At 54.0% G+C, this 17441-nt stretch carries 12 protein-coding genes and 1 pseudogene; 6 read left to right on the top strand and 7 right to left on the bottom strand.

Annotation, left to right across the window (positions count from 1 at the left end):
* Positions 1 to 88: 88 nt before the first annotated feature.
* The 5 genes and pseudogenes from rimP to MUN86_RS20155 all read right to left on the bottom strand — a co-directional run bounded on the left by rimP (position 89) and on the right by MUN86_RS20155 (position 8359).
* Entirely contained in the window at positions 89 to 559 is a 471-nt protein-coding gene (gene rimP, locus MUN86_RS20175; protein ID WP_245119795.1) for a ribosome maturation factor RimP, read from the bottom strand.
* Between the two features lie 244 nt (positions 560 to 803).
* Entirely contained in the window at positions 804 to 1511 is a 708-nt protein-coding gene (locus tag MUN86_RS32695) for a T9SS type B sorting domain-containing protein (RefSeq protein ID WP_441319120.1), read from the bottom strand.
* Between the two features lie 2514 nt (positions 1512 to 4025).
* Positions 4026 to 4702: pseudogene (locus MUN86_RS20165) on the bottom strand (DUF7948 domain-containing protein); the annotation flags it as partial.
* A 121-nt stretch (positions 4703 to 4823) separates the two neighbouring features.
* Complete coding sequence (locus MUN86_RS20160; protein WP_245119792.1) at positions 4824 to 5744, bottom strand: T9SS type B sorting domain-containing protein; 921 nt, start codon at positions 5742 to 5744, stop codon at positions 4824 to 4826.
* Positions 5675 to 8359 (bottom strand): DUF7948 domain-containing protein, encoded by a 2685-nt coding sequence (locus MUN86_RS20155; protein ID WP_245119791.1) that lies wholly within the window; start codon positions 8357 to 8359, stop codon positions 5675 to 5677. The genes MUN86_RS20160 and MUN86_RS20155 overlap by 70 nt, the downstream gene beginning before the upstream one ends.
* Before the next feature lie 240 nt (positions 8360 to 8599).
* Here MUN86_RS20155 and MUN86_RS20150 point away from each other — a divergent pair, with 240 nt between their 5' ends.
* The 5 genes from MUN86_RS20150 to MUN86_RS20130 all read left to right on the top strand — a co-directional run bounded on the left by MUN86_RS20150 (position 8600) and on the right by MUN86_RS20130 (position 14655).
* Positions 8600 to 9715, top strand: a complete 1116-nt coding sequence (locus MUN86_RS20150; protein ID WP_245119790.1) for an endonuclease/exonuclease/phosphatase family protein — start codon at positions 8600 to 8602, stop codon at positions 9713 to 9715.
* A 358-nt stretch (positions 9716 to 10073) separates the two neighbouring features.
* A complete protein-coding gene (gene cysS / locus MUN86_RS20145; protein ID WP_245119789.1) occupies positions 10074 to 11591 on the top strand; it encodes a cysteine--tRNA ligase in 1518 nt (505 codons plus the stop codon).
* A gap of 138 nt (positions 11592 to 11729) precedes the next feature.
* Positions 11730 to 12758 carry a M28 family peptidase gene (locus MUN86_RS20140; protein ID WP_245119788.1) on the top strand — a complete coding sequence of 343 codons (1029 nt, stop codon included), beginning with the start codon at positions 11730 to 11732 and terminating at the stop codon, positions 12756 to 12758.
* A 273-nt stretch (positions 12759 to 13031) separates the two neighbouring features.
* Positions 13032 to 14099 (top strand): type VI secretion system tube protein TssD, encoded by a 1068-nt coding sequence (gene tssD / locus MUN86_RS20135; RefSeq protein WP_245119787.1) that lies wholly within the window; start codon positions 13032 to 13034, stop codon positions 14097 to 14099.
* A gap of 19 nt (positions 14100 to 14118) precedes the next feature.
* Positions 14119 to 14655 carry a hypothetical protein gene (locus tag MUN86_RS20130; RefSeq protein ID WP_245119786.1) on the top strand — a complete coding sequence of 179 codons (537 nt, stop codon included), beginning with the start codon at positions 14119 to 14121 and terminating at the stop codon, positions 14653 to 14655.
* 50 nt (positions 14656 to 14705) lie between these two features.
* On the opposite strand, the gene MUN86_RS32455 is transcribed toward MUN86_RS20130, so the two are convergent.
* Positions 14706 to 15062 carry a hypothetical protein gene (locus MUN86_RS32455; protein ID WP_375379445.1) on the bottom strand — a complete coding sequence of 119 codons (357 nt, stop codon included), beginning with the start codon at positions 15060 to 15062 and terminating at the stop codon, positions 14706 to 14708.
* Between the two features lie 19 nt (positions 15063 to 15081).
* On the opposite strand from MUN86_RS32455, the gene MUN86_RS20125 reads away from it, so the two are divergent.
* Positions 15082 to 16371 (top strand): MutS-related protein, encoded by a 1290-nt coding sequence (locus MUN86_RS20125; protein WP_245119785.1) that lies wholly within the window; start codon positions 15082 to 15084, stop codon positions 16369 to 16371.
* Positions 16372 to 16381: 10 nt separating this feature from the next.
* Here MUN86_RS20125 and MUN86_RS20120 read toward each other — a convergent pair whose 3' ends face one another.
* Entirely contained in the window at positions 16382 to 17293 is a 912-nt protein-coding gene (locus MUN86_RS20120) for a S66 peptidase family protein (protein ID WP_245119784.1), read from the bottom strand.
* Between the last annotated feature and the right edge of the window lie 148 nt (positions 17294 to 17441).

Here is a 17441-nt window from a genome sequence, read left to right as displayed (position 1 = left end):
TTGTTGAATTGTTTAATTGCTTTAATACCTGTGCCTGTAGAGCAATTAAGCTTTATAAGCCAGCTAGTTGGCAATTCAATCAGTTAATTTACTTAAATGAAATAACTACTCGCGCCTCCTGAATGTCGGTGAACGGCACCAGCACGGCGGGTAGTGTTTTCTGCTTGCTCTTTTCCTTTATTACTTCCGCCAGCTGAATGCCCGTTGCTTCGGTAGCTTCCAGTTTGCCGGTTTTCTCGGTGCCGTCGGCTAGCTTCAAACTTAAGCTGCGGCCCACGTGGCGCGTGTACTGGCGCGGGTCAATGAGCGGCTGGTCGGCGCCGGGCGAAGTAACTTCCAGCGAGTAGGTCGCATCTTCCCCATACGCCTCATCGATGCGGCGAGCCAATCGGCGGCTCACCTGCGCGCATTCATCGATACCGAGGCCTTCTTCACTATCGAGTGTGACAGTGATTTTAGGACGAACGGCGTCGGACACACTTAGGTTCACCACAAACAGCTGGTTGCCGGTGAGGCTCTCCTGGAGCATTTCCGCAATGCGGGTTTGATCGAAATTCATTTAAGCTTGGACCAGGTGATAAAAGAAAGAGGGGACGCTACGTCCCCTCTTCACAATCAGAATACTGCGCAAATATACGGTGATAAATGGCCGAAAGCAAGCTGCCTAGCGGTACAGGGAGTAACCAGCGGCTTACGCAACTCCTGTGAGGCTCGATTCCTGTGGTTGAGTATCTGACCACGAGGCTTTCAACAAGCGGATACTATATAGAAGGTTGATACCAGACAGCGTATTTGCCTTTACTTTATCTACTGATTTCTACCCAGCCTTTAATAGAAGCGCCATTGGCTGGTTGGATGAGGTAGTAATATACGCCGTTGGGAAGCTCGTCGCCATTCCAGTTGTTGCGGTAGGAGACCGATTCGTACACCTTGCTGCCCCAGCGAGAGAAAATCTGTAGCCGAGCCGGACAACCGTTGGTGGCTTCAAAGTACTCGTTCTTGTTGTCGCCGTTGGGCGTGATGATGTTGGGAATCTCGTGCGCTTTCGTGACTTCAACTACCGGCAGATCAACCTGCACAGTGCACAGGCTGTTATTATAAGATCTGATGATGTGGGGTGTATAACGGCCAGGTTGTGCGTATACGTGAGTGGTCGTATTGCCGACGCCCTGAGTGCCGTCGCCGAAGTCCCAGCGCACACCAACCGAGTTGTTGACTGGATCTGAGAAGCGCACGCTTAGCGGGGCCTCACGCGTCTCGGCGCACAGCTCAGCGTTCCAACGGGCTGCGTACGTGGGCACTTCTGCTACGCTTACCCGCCGAGTAGCCGTATTGGTGCATGCACCTGTCGCAACCGTATAAGTAAGGGTAGTAAAGCCACTGAAGCCAGCTGGAGGGGTGAAAAGACCTGCACTAGTTACATTAGCTCCCGACCAAGTGCCGCCGGCCGTGGTTGCCCGAAGCTGAAACGGCTGCGTGGTACCTGGACACAAAACAGTATCAGCAGGCATGCTAACAGTAACTGGGCTAGTTACCGTAACGGGAACAGTGCCCGATACATCGCAGAGGCCAAAACCAGTGGTGTAACTCAGCGTGAACGTGCCTGCTCCGGTTAAAGATGGCGTGAATGTGAAACCGGTGCTAGTTGGCCCGCGCACCCCCCGGCCGCTCCACAGTACGCCGTTCGGTAAGGCTATTGGTGTGGTAGTAGCCGTGCAGTAAGCTGGTAGAGTAGGGGGCGTAAAAGTAGGATACTGAAACACAGTGGCCGTGAGAGTGGCCGTGCTAGTGCAGCCCCCATTTCCCGTAACTGTATAGGTAAGCACCCGTGAACCAACTAGCGCTGATGCCGGCGTGAACATAAATCCTGCTGCTACAGAGCCAGATACTCCCGGCCCACTCCAAGTGCCACCTGCCGGCGACCCTACTAGTGGAGTAGCCGCCCCGTTTGAACACACGGTAATAGCCGGACCAGTAGTAGCTCGAATACCTGTTATAGTTTGCGTGGTTTGGAGGAGGCAGCCACCGGCATTCACGGTGTAGATGAGCGTGTGGCTGCCGGGGCCAGCCACGTTGGGATTAAACACGTTGCCCGTCACGCCCGGCCCGGAGAAGGTGCCGCCAGCAGGTATTGCCGCCAAGGTCATAGTAGGAACTGGCGCGCCTGTGCCCAAGCAAAAAGTAGTTTGAGTGGGAGCCGTGAAGGCGGGTACAGGCGAAGAAACTACCATCAGCCGCAAGGTGGAGATACCCCCGCATGGACCAAAACCCGTAACTGTGTACGTGAGAGTTTGCAAGCCAAGTAGCGCCGACGTAGGAGTGAATACAAAGCTAGTAGCCACCGAACCCGATACACCGGGACCTGTCCAGACGCCCCCAGCCGGGGAGCCAATCAAAGGCTGCGGAGCCGATGTAACACACACGTCACGGTCGATGCCGGCCACGACATTTACGGTCTCGAAGTTGAATTTGAAGGCAGCATTGTTGCAGTTGAAGTAACCAGAAGTACTAGAGTAAGTGCCTGCCCCAGGCGGGACCGGAAAGCCATTAGTTCTTCCGCAAGCGCATACTGCTTGGTACACAAAGCCCCGCGGATCGAAGCGCGAAGTGCCTCCGTCCACGTGGTCACCCCCGCCCGACTGCCCGAAAAAGGTAGCGTAGTCGAGGCGGGTAGCATCGGGGGCCAACTGCATCAGATAGAAGTCAGCACCATCGGTGGTGCTTTGCACGGCCGTAGGTGTAACCGGCAGGTTGAAGGTGTTGCCGTTGGCGAAAACACTATACTGGTTTGCGCTGCCGCCCCAGCCACTCACGTAGATGCGGTTGCACTGATCGACCAGAAAAGCGGTGGGCGAAATGTCGATAGTCGAGCGTCCGCTCCCAAACACAGTCGAGAAGTCGGTGGTGGTAAGGTCGGGGGTGAGCTTGTGGATGAATTGCTTGCCGCCTGCATTCTGGTAGCGTCCGCTCGTAACGGGGTAGCTACCCAAAGTCTGGCCCAATACATACACGGCACCGCTGCCATCGAGCTGTAGGAAATAGGTTTGGTCGTAGGAGCTAGTGCCCAGGTAAGTAGCGTGTTGAATCAAATTGCCGGCGCTGTTGATTCGTGCCACAAAACCATCGACGCTGCCCTGGGCTGTTGGGTTGAGTGCGGCGGCAGTGGTAGGGAAGTTGGTGCTCGTGGTTCCGCCGCTCACGTAAAGGCCACCGGCAGTGTCTAGTTGCAATGAATAGGCCGCATCGGCGCCGGCACCACCAACAAAGCTACTCCACAGCAAGGTGCTGGCCGTAGAATTGAGTTTGCACACTACAGCATCATGGGTACCGCCTCGATAGGCCCCGCCCAGGCCGTTGCTAGTGGGGAAGTTGGCAGAGGTGGTGCTAGATGCCAGATACATATTGTTGTTGGCATCCAGTAAAATGTCACCCCGAAAAGAGTCGCCATAATTGCGCACGAGCGAGGTCGTAATATCCAGCAAACCATCGTTGCCGTCGCCGCCCAGGTAGGTGGAGCCAAGCAAGGCACTGCCGTCGGCGCTCAGGCGCGTCACTACCAAGTCGGAGCCGCCAGAAAAACTGCTGAACCCCGATGGAGAAATTGGCGTGCCCCCATTAAAGGTCCGGTCGTATGCCGTGGCAGAGGTAGGATAGTCGGGAGAAGCCGTGGTGCCCAGCAGAGCTAGTTCGCCTTGGTTGTTCACTACCAGGCTGTGGGGGAAGTCGACTTGTGAGCCACCTATGTACGTGGCCCAAACTCGGGCAGCAGAGCCGGTAGTAGCCGTGTTGTACTTAATGATGCCAATGTCGATGATGCCGCTGAACGTGGTGCTGAAAGCGCCTACAGTGGTCGGGTAGCCAGCTCCGAACACAATGCCGCCCGAATACATATTGCCCTGCGCATCGTATGTGGCCGTGAAGCCCCAGTTGTCGGAGGTAGCACCGGTGTACGAAGAGAATATTACGGTGGGGTCAATAGTGAGTGGCAAGTGCCGGTTGTAGGTGCCCAGCCGAAAGTGCACCGTGCGGCCTTCCAGCACGTAGGCACAGGATATAGGCCTGCGGTGGCCGACGGCATCGGTTTGCCACGCTTTCGGGCCAGTTCGCGCAGCATTCCTACCGAAGTGCGGATTTCGAGACTACCTTCGGCGGTGAGCGTTAGAGCCTCGGCACCATCGTAGCGCAGTTGGATGGCGTCAGGATTTGCATCGGCAGCCAACTCGAAGTCGTATTCCAGTTGCTGATGTTGGTTTTCGTAGAAGTGACTCCCAATGCCGGGCCATATCTCGGCGTAGCGCAACTCCCGAAACCCCGGAACATTGTGTGCCCAGTGTTTGGGGTCGTTGCCGCGTAGGTAGTTGCGAACTTCAGCGGTTTGGTTGTCAGCTCGTAGGGCAGGCTCCGGCTTACTTCCTTCAAAGGTTACCCGTACGGCATGTGCCTTGACTTCGCTGTTTGCAGTGGCGTGTTCGGGGTCTTCGTGAGCATGCGGCACCCCTGCCAGCAACGAATACGTCAACCCCTGGGATTCTAAAAACAACCGCCCGCCGGGAACATCAGCCGTGTAGCGGACTGGTTTAGGCCATTGGCCCCGGTTTTCTATAAACTCTAAACTTGAGGAAGCAGACTTTTCAGATTGGGCTTGAATTAGGGTAGTTAGGAAACAGCTAAAAGCTGCAAGAAACAGTAGCTTTTTTGGCATATACAATAGAATGCTCGATAAGAATAAGCACGCAAGATAGGATAAAGGCAAGAAGCTTGGGCAAAAGAAAAGCGCCCCGCTCCTGAAATAGTTGGAGCGGGGCGCTTACTGAGAAAATATGCTAGCGTTTTATTTCCAGCCAGCCTTTAGCTCGGCGCTCGTCGGTGTCGCGTAGCAGGTAATAGTAGACCCCATCGGGGAGACTTTTACCGCTCCAGTCGTTGTGGTAGTCTTTGATTTCGTACACGAGGGTTCCCCAGCGGTTGAACACTTGCAGGAGAGTTGGCTTGCAGCTGAAGCGTGGTTTGAACGCGTCGTTGAGCGAGTCGCCGTTGGGTGTGATGATGTTGGGGACTTTCATGTCGCCTACTTCCACCGGGGCAAAAGCGGTTTCCACTACGCAGCCTGCATAGCGCGCGATGAGCTTCACTCGGTAGGAACCAGGGTTGGCATACACGTGAGTGGGGCTAGCTTCGGGGGAGTGCCTGCTGCCGTCGCCAAAGTCCCAATCGTAGGTACCCCCGGCCAATACGGGCTCGAATTGGCAAGTAAAAGGTGCCAAGCCTGTGTATTGCGGGTTAGCCGAGCATTCGGGCAGATTAAGGGAGACGTTGACCGCCGAGGCGGGTGTTACTACTACGGTGCGAGTAGCAGCAGTGGCGCAGCCGTTTATGGTATAGGTGTAGCTCAGTTGGTAGATGCCGCCCCGGTTGTTGGTGTTGGGTGGGGTAAACATGCCGCTCGGCGTAACGCCTGTGCCACTCCAGGTGCCACCAGCCGGAGACATGCCCCGCATTTGGAACGCCTGAATTTGATCGGCACAAATAGTAGTGTCGCGGCCGGCTCGTACTGCTGGTGCTACAGTGAGCCGCACTGTCTGGACGGCAGAGCCGCAGCCTAGGGAGTCGGAGAGCGTATAAGTAAGCGTGTGCGTGCCCGGACCAGCAGCGGTGGGACTGAAGGTGTTGCCTGCTACACCAGGGCCGCTGAATGTGCCCCAGCCGGAGTTGCCGTCAGGGGCACGTTGCCAGCCGGCAGACAAGCAGCCGCAACAGGCGCGAAGGTTATCGGCCTTTCTGGCGTTACGGTCATGCGCAAGGGCCGAGAACTGACGCAGGTGCCGGTGGCATTCACCGAATACGTGAGAATGTTGGCCCCAAGGCGAGCTTGCGAAGGCGTGAACTGGTAACCACCGCCTGGTAGCGCCGATACGCCCGGTCCCGACCACGTACCGCCAGCCGGAGAGCCGCCCAACTGGATAGGGCCATTGTTCACGCACACATAACGACTCGGACCTGGGTCAGCGGTGATGATGCCGAAGTCAATCTTGAACGCGGCGTTGTTGCAGTTGTCGCTGCGGTTGGTAGTGGAATAGGTGTTGGCGCCTGAGGGAACAGGGAAGCCGGAAGTGCGTCCGCAACCGCCGCATACGGCCTGATAAACTACTCCTTTCTTATCGAAGCGCGAAGTGCCGCCGTCGACATGTTCGCCGCCACCACCTCGTTCGCCGTAGAAGGTGCCATACTCCAACGACTGCATGCCGGGCCGGAACTGAGCCAGGTAGAAGTCGGAGCCGTCGGTGGTAGATTGGATGGCATTGGCCGTGATAGGCAGGCCCCGAGTGCTGCTACCATTGCGAGGAACCCCTCGGTCGTTGACCTGGCCGCCCCAGCCACTAATGTAGATTCGCTCACAATCATCAACGAGGAAAGCTGTGAGAGAAATGTCAGGGAAAAGCGTGCTGCCACTCCCAATGCGGGTGCCGTAGAAAAGAGTGTTGAGTGTAGGATTCAGTTTCTGAATGAACTGTCGCCCGTTGGCCACGCCGTAGCACCCGGCACTAATCGGCATTTGACCTTGCGTTTGGCCCAGCAGGTACACGTTGCTAGCCGCGTCGAGCTGCACGAAAAAAGCCTGGTCGTAAGCTCCGGTGCCAATAAAGGATGATTGCAACACCGCGCTGCCCGTATTGCTCAAATGAGTTATAAAGCCATCGACACTACCTTGGAAGTTGGATTGTAAACTTCCAGAGGTAGTAGGGAAGTTGTTGCTTAGCGTGCCGCCGGCCACGTACACTCCGCGGGTAGCATCTACCTGCAAAGAATAAGCTGCCTCCGCATTGCTGCCACCCAAGTACGTAGACCACAGCAGGGTTCGTAGGTCAGCCGATAGTTTCAAAACTACCGCATCGAAAGGGCCGCCCTGAAATCTGGTGCGGTAGCCATTGGGCGTAGGGAAGTTGGTGCTATTTGTGACGGAAGCTATATATACGTTACCATCCCCGTCGGTTACCACGTCGCCACGGAACTGGTCGCCGTAGTTGATAACGGGCGAGCCGGGCAGGCCGTCGAAGGTAACAGTACCATTTAGCTGCGACGCAACGCCGTCGGTGCCGGAGCCACCCACAAATGTGCTACCGGTGAGGGTGCTACCGTTGGCTGAAAGCTTGGCAATAAAAATATCGGCCCCATTATCGTACAGAAAGTCCTTGAAATTAATGCTTTCGTCAGGGGTAATGCGGGTCCCGCCATTATGCGAGGTATCGTAGGAGCCGTTAGTGGTCGGGAAATTGCTGGACCCCGTTGAACCCATGACCACCAACTCACCCTGCGGATTGACCACCATACTGTGCGGAGCATCCATGCTACTACCACCTAGATAAGTGGCGTATAGGCGCGCCGTGCTGCCGCTAACGGCAGTATTGTACTTGATAATTCCCACATCCGAAGCTCCCCGAAACGTGGTCTGGAAAGCGCCGGGGCTGGTTGGGTAACCTGGTGCGAAGACGGTACCACCCGAATACATATTGCCTTGCGCATCGTAGGTGGCCGTGAAGCCCCAGTTGTCGCCTAGTGACCCCGTAAACGACGAGAAAATAACTGTCGGGTCGATGGTGAGGGCGTAGCGTGGGTCGTATTTGCTGGGTTGGAAGCTGACTGTGTTACCTTTCAACTCAAAGGCACAAGGCACAGCTACGCGCTGCCCTCTGATGTCCTGCCAAGCTTTGGGAGCTTGTTCGGTAACCTTCCCCACCGAAGTTTCAATCAGCAGGTTACCCTCCGACGTGAGGGTAAGGCGGTCGGGGCCGGCGTAGCGAAGCCGAATGGCTGCTGGCTTGGCTCCGGGACTCACTTGAAAGTCGTATTCCAAATGCTGACCATCATTTTCGTAGAGGACTGCACCAATGCCAGGATATAAGTTGGTGTAGCGTAGACGCCGGAAGCTTCGCGCATTGCTTGCCCAGCGTTTGGGGTTGTTGCCGCGGAAGTAGTTGTAGGGCGCGGGTGTTATTTCTTCCGCAGTTAAAACGGGGGAACGGTTGGCACCCTCGAACGTTACCGAGTAGGAGTGACCGTGCAACACATCGGAAGCAGAGGTTTTGGGAGCATCCTCATGGCCGTGATGCGAGTGATTGCGCAATGCCACCGGGTCAAGAAAGCTGTAAGTGAAACCCGCGGTGCCAATAAACAATTGTCCAGCTGGCAGAGCAGCTGCATAGCGGGCCTGACCGTCCCATTGGCCCTTGTTTTCAATGAACTCCAACGAAGCACCTTCCCGCGGCGCTTCGTTCAGCTTAGGAAGGGCCGTTGCCATCAGGCGCGGGGCCACGAGCAGCAATAAGCCAGAAAAGAAAAACCGTACTGTAAAAAGGGGCATAGACTGTAGTAAAATAAGACAATGGCGCAAGCTGTAAGGTAAAGCTATACTATCTGCTAGTCAGAAGATTAGGCATAAGCACAAGTTCAACTTCCTTTTATTGCTGCCTAAAGAAAAAACGAACCTGAAAGTACAACGAAATTCGGGCTTGCTTCTTGTGCAATATGCAAGTCTGCTGCCTTGGGTGGTTACTCTTACCTTTGCTTGTCATCTGCGGTCTAGGGCCGTAACTTTTCTGCTGTGCGTCGTTCGTTTGCTTTCACCTGCACCTTGCTCATTATCGGGTGGCTGCTCGCGGCCATTGCTTGCGTGCAGGTACCTGCCTACACTTTCTGGCCCGCGGCTTTCGTGGCCCTCACGCTACCGGTTGCGCTGCTTCTGAATTTGCTATCCGTGCCGTATTGGTTGCTGCGCAACTGGCGGGTAGCGGCATTGCCGTTGCTAGTAGCGGTGCTAACGTGGCCGCATCTGCAGCGCGGAGTGGCCTTGCATCCATTGCGAGTGGCGCCTGCAGCCGATGAGCCCGGGCTACGGGTGCGGGTGCTCTCTTCTAATGTGCGCATCTTCAATGTGTATCCGCAGTTGCGCGACCCGGATCTGGCGTCGTCAAAAAAGCTGATTCAATGGGTAGCCGACAATCCGGCCGAAATCATCTGCCTGCAAGAGTTCTACAACGAGCCCCAGAGTTCTACTAGCAAGGAGAAAGACGTTTTCAATAGTGTAGAGCGAATCGGGGTGCGCAGCGGGCGGCAAAGCTTCGTTTCTCGCAGTCTGACCAACCGGGCTGGCGCCGAATTTGGCATGGCCATATTTTCGCGGTATCCTATCCTGCGCCGAGGCACCGTCAACTTCGGGAAGCTCACGCAGAACCACGCCATGTGGGCAGACTTGCGCCTGCCGAACAAGGATACCATTCGGGTGTTCAATTTCCATTTGCAAAGCATGAGCCTTGATGAGCGCGACATCGTGGACAGCTACTCCAGCAAAGCCGGCTTTCGCAACAAAGCTCTCGGCCTGATGCGTCGTTTCAAGCGCGGTATGGTGTCGCGGAGTTGGCAGGTCGATACGCTCACCCGCCGCTTCGAGCGCAGCCCGTATCCGCTACTGCTCTGCGCCGATCTCAACGACCTGCCCTACAGCTACAGCTACGACCAAATAGCCGACCACTTTCAGAACGCCTGGGCCACAGTAGGCAATGGCGTCGGTCCGACCTACCACGGCCAACTTCCCTTCATCCGCATCGACAACCAGTTTGCTAGCCCCGAATGGGTGGTGGATGACTTCTGGGTTCATTACGAGATTCCCTATTCCGACCACTACCCGACTACTGCTACTTATCGACTGATGCCGAAGTGAGGAGGGAGGAGCAGCAAGGAAAAGATGCTGTCATTACCTTGGTCTAAATAGGCCGGGGAAAAACCAGACATGCAAAGCTCGTTTGTCGAGCGTAGGCGCCATCAAACAGAAGGCGTTTTATACTGCAAACCTGATTTCTTAAACTGTGAAATGAACTTTATATACTCTACGCAAAGAGTTTTGTGCTTCATGAGTCAGGTTATAGACTTAGTTGCGTGTAAAAGCACCTGATTTCTGCATAATTCGGGCTGCCGGAGCACTTTTCAAGCTTGTGCTGTTACAGCCAGATGTGAAAGCGGAAGTACACGAAATCCGCCCGAGCCGCTAAATCCGTTTAAATCCGTGATACTTTTGTTGAATGCTGCCTACACTCTCGCTTTATAATACGCTTACTCGCCGCAAAGCCACTTTCGAACCCCTAAACGCACCTTTCGTGGGCGTCTACCTCTGCGGCCCAACGGTGTATAGTGAGGCGCACGTGGGCAATGCCCGGGGTCCGGTGGTGTTTGATGTGCTGACGCGCTATTTGCGCCACTTAGGCTACACGGTGCGCTATGTTCGCAACATCACTGATGTAGGCCACCTCGAAAACGACGCCGACGAAGGCGAAGACAAAATATCAAGAAGAGCCCGCGCCCAAAAGCTGGAGCCCATGCAGGTGGCCGAGCAGTATGCCAACCTCTACCACCGCCACATGGAGGTGCTCGGTTGCTTGCCGCCCGACATCGAGCCTCGCGCCAGCGGCCACATCACTGAGCAAATCCAGATGATTCAGGAAATCATGGCCAACGGATTTGCGTACGAGGTGAACGGCTCGGTATACTTTGATGTACCCGCTTACAATGCCGCCGGCCGCGGCTACGGCAAGCTCTCGAACCGCGTGGTGGAAGAATTGCTGGCTGGCTCGCGCGACAACTTGGCCGGGCAGCAGGAAAAGCGCAGCCCGCTGGATTTTGCGCTCTGGAAGCGAGCTGACGAGCGCCACCTCATGCGCTGGCCTTCACCCTTCGGAGAAGTGCCCGGCGAAGGATTTCCGGGCTGGCACCTAGAGTGCTCGGCCATGAGCCGCAAGTACCTCGGCGCCGAGTTCGACATTCACGGCGGCGGCCTGGATCTGATGTTTCCGCACCACGAGTGCGAAATAGCCCAGAGCCAGGCTTGCGCGCATCCTACCAACGAAGCCCAGGTGTGGATGCACAACAACATGATTACGGTGAACGGGGCCAAGATGAGTAAGTCGCTTGGCAACTTTATCACCATCACCGATTTGTTTGAAGGCCGCAACCCCACGCTGCCGCAGGCTTATTCGCCCATGACGGTGCGCTTCTTCTTGCTGCAAGCGCACTACCGCAGCACCATCGACATCACCGATGAAGCTCTGCAGGCAGCGCGCAAAGGCTACCGCAAGCTCATGAACGGTTCGCGCCAACTCGAAAAGCTGACTCTGCCCGAAGGCACCGAGCGCGCCACCGATACTGAGAAGGTTGATGCCGAATTGCGGAAGCTGATTAATGACACGTTTATTGGCTTGAACGACGACCTAAACACAGCCCGCGCCATTGCTGGCTTGTTTAATTTGTTGCGCAAGTTCAATGGCTACACCGCCAACCCCGCCACGCTGGCGCAAGTAAGCGAAGCTGCATTAAGCGAAGCCATAACTGCCTACCGCACGCTAGTAACCGACGTGTTGGGTCTTGTAGACGAACCTCGCGCCAACGCCGAGCAGCTCCTGAACCTGACGCTGAATTTCTATTCGGAAGCCAAAGCCGCCAAAGCCTACGACAAGGTGGACGAAATCCGGGCTGCGCTGAAAGGGCAAGGCATCGTCATCAAAGACACCAAGGCCGGCGTCGAGTGGGCGTACAGTGAAGAGTAAGTAACGCGTTAGAGTAGTAGCGCGAAGCTCCAGCTTCGCGCATCGTTCAACGGCTTCGTTGCAACGATGCAAACCGGATTCGTTGAACGAGGCGCGAAGCTGGAGCTTCGTGCTACTGCCTTACCCGTCTTGCCTCTCATGAAACTCTTCCGTTTTGCTCCCGTCGTGCTGGCGGCTTTCTTGCTTACTGGCTGCTTCGATAATAAGAAAAGCACCACCGAAACCGCTGCACCAGAGCAGCAGAAATTACCCGCTGCTCCCACCTTCAATGCCGATTCGGCTTACGCTTACGTAGCCAAGCAGGTAGCTTTTGGGCCGCGGGTGCCTAACACGCCAGCGCACGTCAGAACAGGTGATTGGGTAATCGGCAAGTTCAAGAGTTACGGCCTGACGGTGCGCGAGCAGCCGTTCGAAGCTATGGCCTTCGATGGCAAAATGCTGCGTAGCCGCAACATTATTGCGCAGTTTCAGCCCCAAGCCGCCCGGCGCGTCACCATTTTCAGCCACTGGGATACCCGTCCCTTCGCCGACAAAGACAAAGAGAAAAAGAACGCGCCTTTTGAAGGAGCCTCCGATGGAGCTAGCGGGGTGGGTATTGCTTTGGAAATGGCTCGGATTTTGGCAGCCCAACCCGACAGCCTCACGCCGGCTGTGGGCGTAGACTTCATCTTGTTTGATTCCGAAGATTACGGCTACGATTCCAGCACCCAAGGCGAGCTTACCAACAAGCTCGCCAACCAAGAAGCACAGGGTGGTTCGAGCTGGTGCTTAGGTTCACAGTATTGGGCCAAAAACCTGATGCCTGTTAACTACAAAGCCGAGTACGGCATTCTGCTGGATATGGTAGGAGCCAAGAACGGCAAGTTCAGTCGCGAAGACACCTCCCGCCAAAAGGCCCGCGACGTGGTGGACAAGGTCTGGAACATTGCCGCCCAAATCGGCTACTCCGACTACTTCCTGTTCCAGGATAGCCCTGGCATCACCGACGACCACGTCTTCACCAACCAAGCCGGCGTGCGCACCATCGACATCATCGACCACCTGCCCGTCGGCGACGACTACTTCCCCGCTTATCACCACACCACCCAAGACAACCTAGCCAACATCGACAAGCGCACGTTGAAGGCTGTAGGTCAAGTGGTGCTGCAGACGATTTACGGCGAGTAGAGTTCTGCTTTGTTGGGCAGAAGGTTGGGTGCCAACAACCAAGTCAAGTTGAATAAGAAATTGTGAAATCAAAAGGATAGCAGCGACGGGGATGCGTATGACCGTTCAGTAAGGTCTGCCGTGCCGTTTCGGTCAACACTTGCTTGCCCTGCACCAAGCCCCATTCAACAGCCGAACTTTCCTCGTTTGACTAGAACGAGTTGCGTGCATCTGCCGCTAAAGTAGTTGGACGAAAAGCAGTAATTTGCTTTTCCTTATGTCTATACTCCTATTATGAATCGTGCTTCTTTTGACGGTACACTGCATTTACCTGCTCTAGGCTTACAGCTGTCGATTCAGCAGAGCCATTATCGGTGGGTACAGCATCAAGACCATCGGGGGCGGCCGTGCAGCAAAGTGCGTTTTGGCTCGTTGTTAATAGAAGTGTTGGCTAATCAAGAACAACTTGCGGAACTGACGCAGTTGGCAGCCAATCCGTTTACTATCGTTGATGGCCACGCAGCCTACACCCAAGCCGACGGACAGGGTACGTTTGTTACAGTATGGTTTCAGCAGGCTAGCCTACATCACTTCACCGAGTATTTTGATGCTACCGGTACACGCGGCACCGAAGCAAGCTGGGTGGTACAGTTTGCCCTAGCTCCGCAGCAAATGGGCCGTGATAGTGGTACAAGTGGCAGCTTCGTTGCGCCGGCTCCCGGTACACATGGCGAATCTCCTTCTTCTCTGCCTACGCCTGCGGTAGCTGCCCCGGCACCTTTAAGTGATATTGAAATATTATTTAGTAACGGCTCTTTGGTTGAAATCCGCAATAATATTTTGTCGGGTTTATACAGCAGAGAACACAGCAACTTGATTTCCGTGGAAGAGCAGGCTGTTGTTGCCTACTACACCACTGGAGAAGGTTACCGCAATTTCAATCAGGCTTTAAGAGGCGAAATGCCCATGACCGACTTCTTTCGGGCGCAAGAACGGGTACTTAACGGTGCATTGGAAAAACTGCCCAAATATCAAAGTTGGGTAGTAAGAGGCACCGGAGAATCGGAAACTAAAAGGTTTGCTGCCGCAGCAGTTGGGGATGTTATTGAATACGATAATTTCGTTTCGTCTAGCCTTGAAGAATTTATCGCTGATGACTTTATGTACCGGAAGAATGGAGAATATGTACTAAGAATAAAGTCAAAAAATGGCGTAAGAATTACAGAAATGTCAATGGCTAAATCGGAAGATGAGGTGTTATTTTTGTCGAAAAGAAAATTTAAAGTAACAAGTAAAAGCTACCGACCGAGATTTACCGAGGATGATCCTCTGATAAAAGAAATTAACTTGGAAGAACTCTAATGCTAATTAAGTAAACCTTATGGTTACAAATAATAAAGTTCAGCTTGAGGTCCTTTCGGCACAGTATGAAAAGCTGCTACCTCTTGTCGATAAGGACGGTACTGATAGTATCAAACAAGAGCTGTTTTTGCTTAAGCGCATAATAGATGATTTGGTTTGGAGCAGCCTTGAGGACGATGCGAAGCAGCAGAAGCGCAAAGCAATGCTGAGCATAATGGATAAGTGGAGCTATGAAGAGGGCTCAAACTTAAATGCCTCCTACGAAAAGTCAGTGGTAGAGCTGTACGACTGCATTGAAGAGATGCTAAATGAATTAACGGACGAGTCCGTGTTTTTTGAAAGATTAAAAGCTATTATATTAATTGAAAAGATATTTATAAATGAGCAAAAAGAATTTAATAAGATGAGACACATGGATTTCTATATCTGGACGAACCTTTTAAGTGAGAACAAGCAAAACGATAAATATTCAACACTTAATTTAGAGAAATTAGATACGTTGTTTAAGCAAATGTATTTGAGTTGGCCAAAAAGGCCCTATAAAGAAATTCAATAAGTTTCCATCAATAGGATTTGTTCTTTTAGGTATTTAGGCAAAGCTATTCGCTAACAATATGTATGTTGTACGCCCGATTCATTTGCCGTTATTCGGGCTGCACCTCTGTAAATCAGTGTCATGTTTCGCGGCTCGTGTCCCGCGAGGAAGTTGGACGCCACCAGGAAGTCATATTGATTGGCGTAGTGCTGAATGATACCGTTTGGCATCTGGCCGTAGAGTACGGTGTTGTCCTGCGGGTTATTGAAGTGACCGACAAGCAAGCTTGCCAAGTAGCACAGTTTGCCACCTTTGAGTACTCTTATGGTCGCTGCAGACGATTTACGGCGAGTAGTTGCGAGTAGCTTACCGAATAGGAAAAGCCCCGGCCACGCAAGTTGCCGAGGCTTTTTGCGTTCTAAGCGCACGCCAAGCTGCTGCCTACTTATGTTACACGTCGAGGATTTACAAGTTGAGGCAGAACTAGTGCCGCTGTTCAACTTCACGCACAACGCGGAAGCGGAAACGGCTGTGCTACGGCTGTTGCAAGAGCTTCCGCCCACTGCCGAACTGGTGCGTGAGAAGCAACGCATACTGCAAGGCTTTCTAGCAAGCTGGTCGGTGCTAGAAAACTTTTCCTACCAGAAAATTCAGTACCAGGAGGTACGCAAGTTTCTGGCAGACGTGAGCAGCGGCCGAGTTGCCCTGGAAGTCAATCATATTAAGGCATCGGTGAAACTGCTGCTCTCAGAAGAGGCGCGCTACCAAAGTCGGGCTCGGTACGTGCAGGTTATCCAGTTTCTGCACCGACTGCAACAGCACTATGTGCACCGTCTCGACTTGCACGTATTTCCAGTCGGCTACCGCACTCAGTTGCTGGTGCTGGTGCGGTTTCTGGAGCGTTTTAGCTTAGAAAATAACAGCCAAGCCATTCAGGAAGACCAGTTTTCGGTGGCGCGCATGGTTCGTTTTGCTCAGCAACTTCAAGCCATTAAACCCGAAGATTTAACAGCCTTTTGGGATGCCTTCCATCTATTTGAAGCGTACTGGTCGGTAGCCAAAGGCATGCAGACCCATGCCTTTGTGTTTCCTGTTTTCCAAGAAGAAGGCCTGTGCTTAAAAGAATTTTATCACCCTTTGCTAAAGCAGCCCGTTACCAACTCACTCGTACTAGGGCCAACGGAAAACGTAGTCGTTCTGACCGGACCGAACATGTCTGGCAAATCCACTTTGCTGAAAGCCGTGGGCGTATGCGTGTATCTGGCGCACGCAGGAGTAGGGGTACCCGCTTCCCGATGTGAACTACCTTATTTCCAGTCCATCCTGATTGCCATCAACTTGCGCGATAGTCTGCGCGACGGCTACAGTCATTTTATGGCGGAAATCCAGAACCTGAAACTGGTATTGCACGCGGCCCGCGGCGCGGGCCGCACGTTCGCCATTTTCGACGAGCTATTCCGCGGCACCAACGTCGACGACGCCATGGAAATCACGCACGCAACCGTGCGGGGACTGACGGGTTTCCGACGTTCCTCGTTTTTAGTTTCCACGCACTTGCTTGCGTTAGAAAGCCAGCTTCCTAAAGAATCCGGCATCAGCACGTATTGTATTGAATGTGTGCTGCGCAACGGTTTGCCCGTATTCTCCTACCGATTAAAGCAAGGCTGGTCGAGCTTGAAAATAGGACGACTTCTATTCGAGAAAGAAGGGCTACATGCCTTGCTGCAGCCGCAATAGCTGCGTCAGACTATCCCTCAACATACTCTATCAGTGTCCCCGACTCGGTCACTGTCATTCGGGCTTCACGCCCGCAAATCAAGGCTATGTTCTGTGGCTCATGCCCAACGGGAAAGTTGTGCGCAACCGGAAAACTGTACTTGTTGGCGTAGTGCTGAATGATTTCGTTGGGTGTCTGGCCGTAAGGCACCGTGTTGTCCTGCGGATTGGTAAAATGACCGACCAGCAAACCTGCCAAGTTGCGCAGCTTGCCGGTGCGGTCTAGGTGTACCATCATTCGGTCGATAGAATACAGGTACTCGTCAATGTCCTCGAGAAAGAGGATGCGGCCGGCCGTTGATACATCGGAGGCGGTGCCGGTGAGGGTTTGGAGCAAGCTCAGATTGCCGCCAATCAACTCACCAGTAGCGGTGCCGAATCGGTTGAGTGGATGCGGGACTACAGTGTAAACTATAGGTTCTCCGAACAGCGCCCGGCGCAAACTCTCCAACGACTCTTCCCCGCCTGGTTGGTGGAAAAGCAACGGCATTACGCCATGAATACTCTGATGGCCCAACGCAAGCAAGTGGCAGTTGAGCGCGGTAATGTCGGAGAAACCGGCCACCCATTTCGGGTTCTGAGGAAAGCGGGAAAAGTCCAGCGAGTCGATGATGCGGGTGGTGCCGTAGCCGCCGCGGGCACTCAGGATGGCGCGTATAGCGGGGTTATCGAGTTGCTGCTGCACGTCGCGGCGGCGGATTTCGTCGTCGCCTCCAAACTGATGATGCTCTACGTTGGTGCTCTCCCCCAACACTACGCGCAACCCCCAACTTTCGAGTACGGTCACGGCGGCAGCCAATTCCTCATGCGAGGCTTTGCGAGCAGGGCATACAATGGCAACTTGGTCGCCGGGTTGAAGTGGAGCAGGCGCAGTGGTAGGCATACAGGAGTACAGTTCGAGAGGCCGCAAACATAAGCGCAAACCGCAACATGTACAGCCTAGTGCGTGGCAAGCAGCAAGTAGTAAAATGCCAAACCGCCACTCCTAGCTATGCTGAAATGACGGTTTAGGTAGGAAGCTTAATGTTCGA

The sequence above is a fragment of the Hymenobacter volaticus genome, assembly GCF_022921055.1.
GTDB classification, from domain to species: domain Bacteria; phylum Bacteroidota; class Bacteroidia; order Cytophagales; family Hymenobacteraceae; genus Hymenobacter; species Hymenobacter volaticus.
Note: the sequence above shows the minus strand (reverse complement) of the source record. Positions and strands in the feature narration are given on the sequence as shown.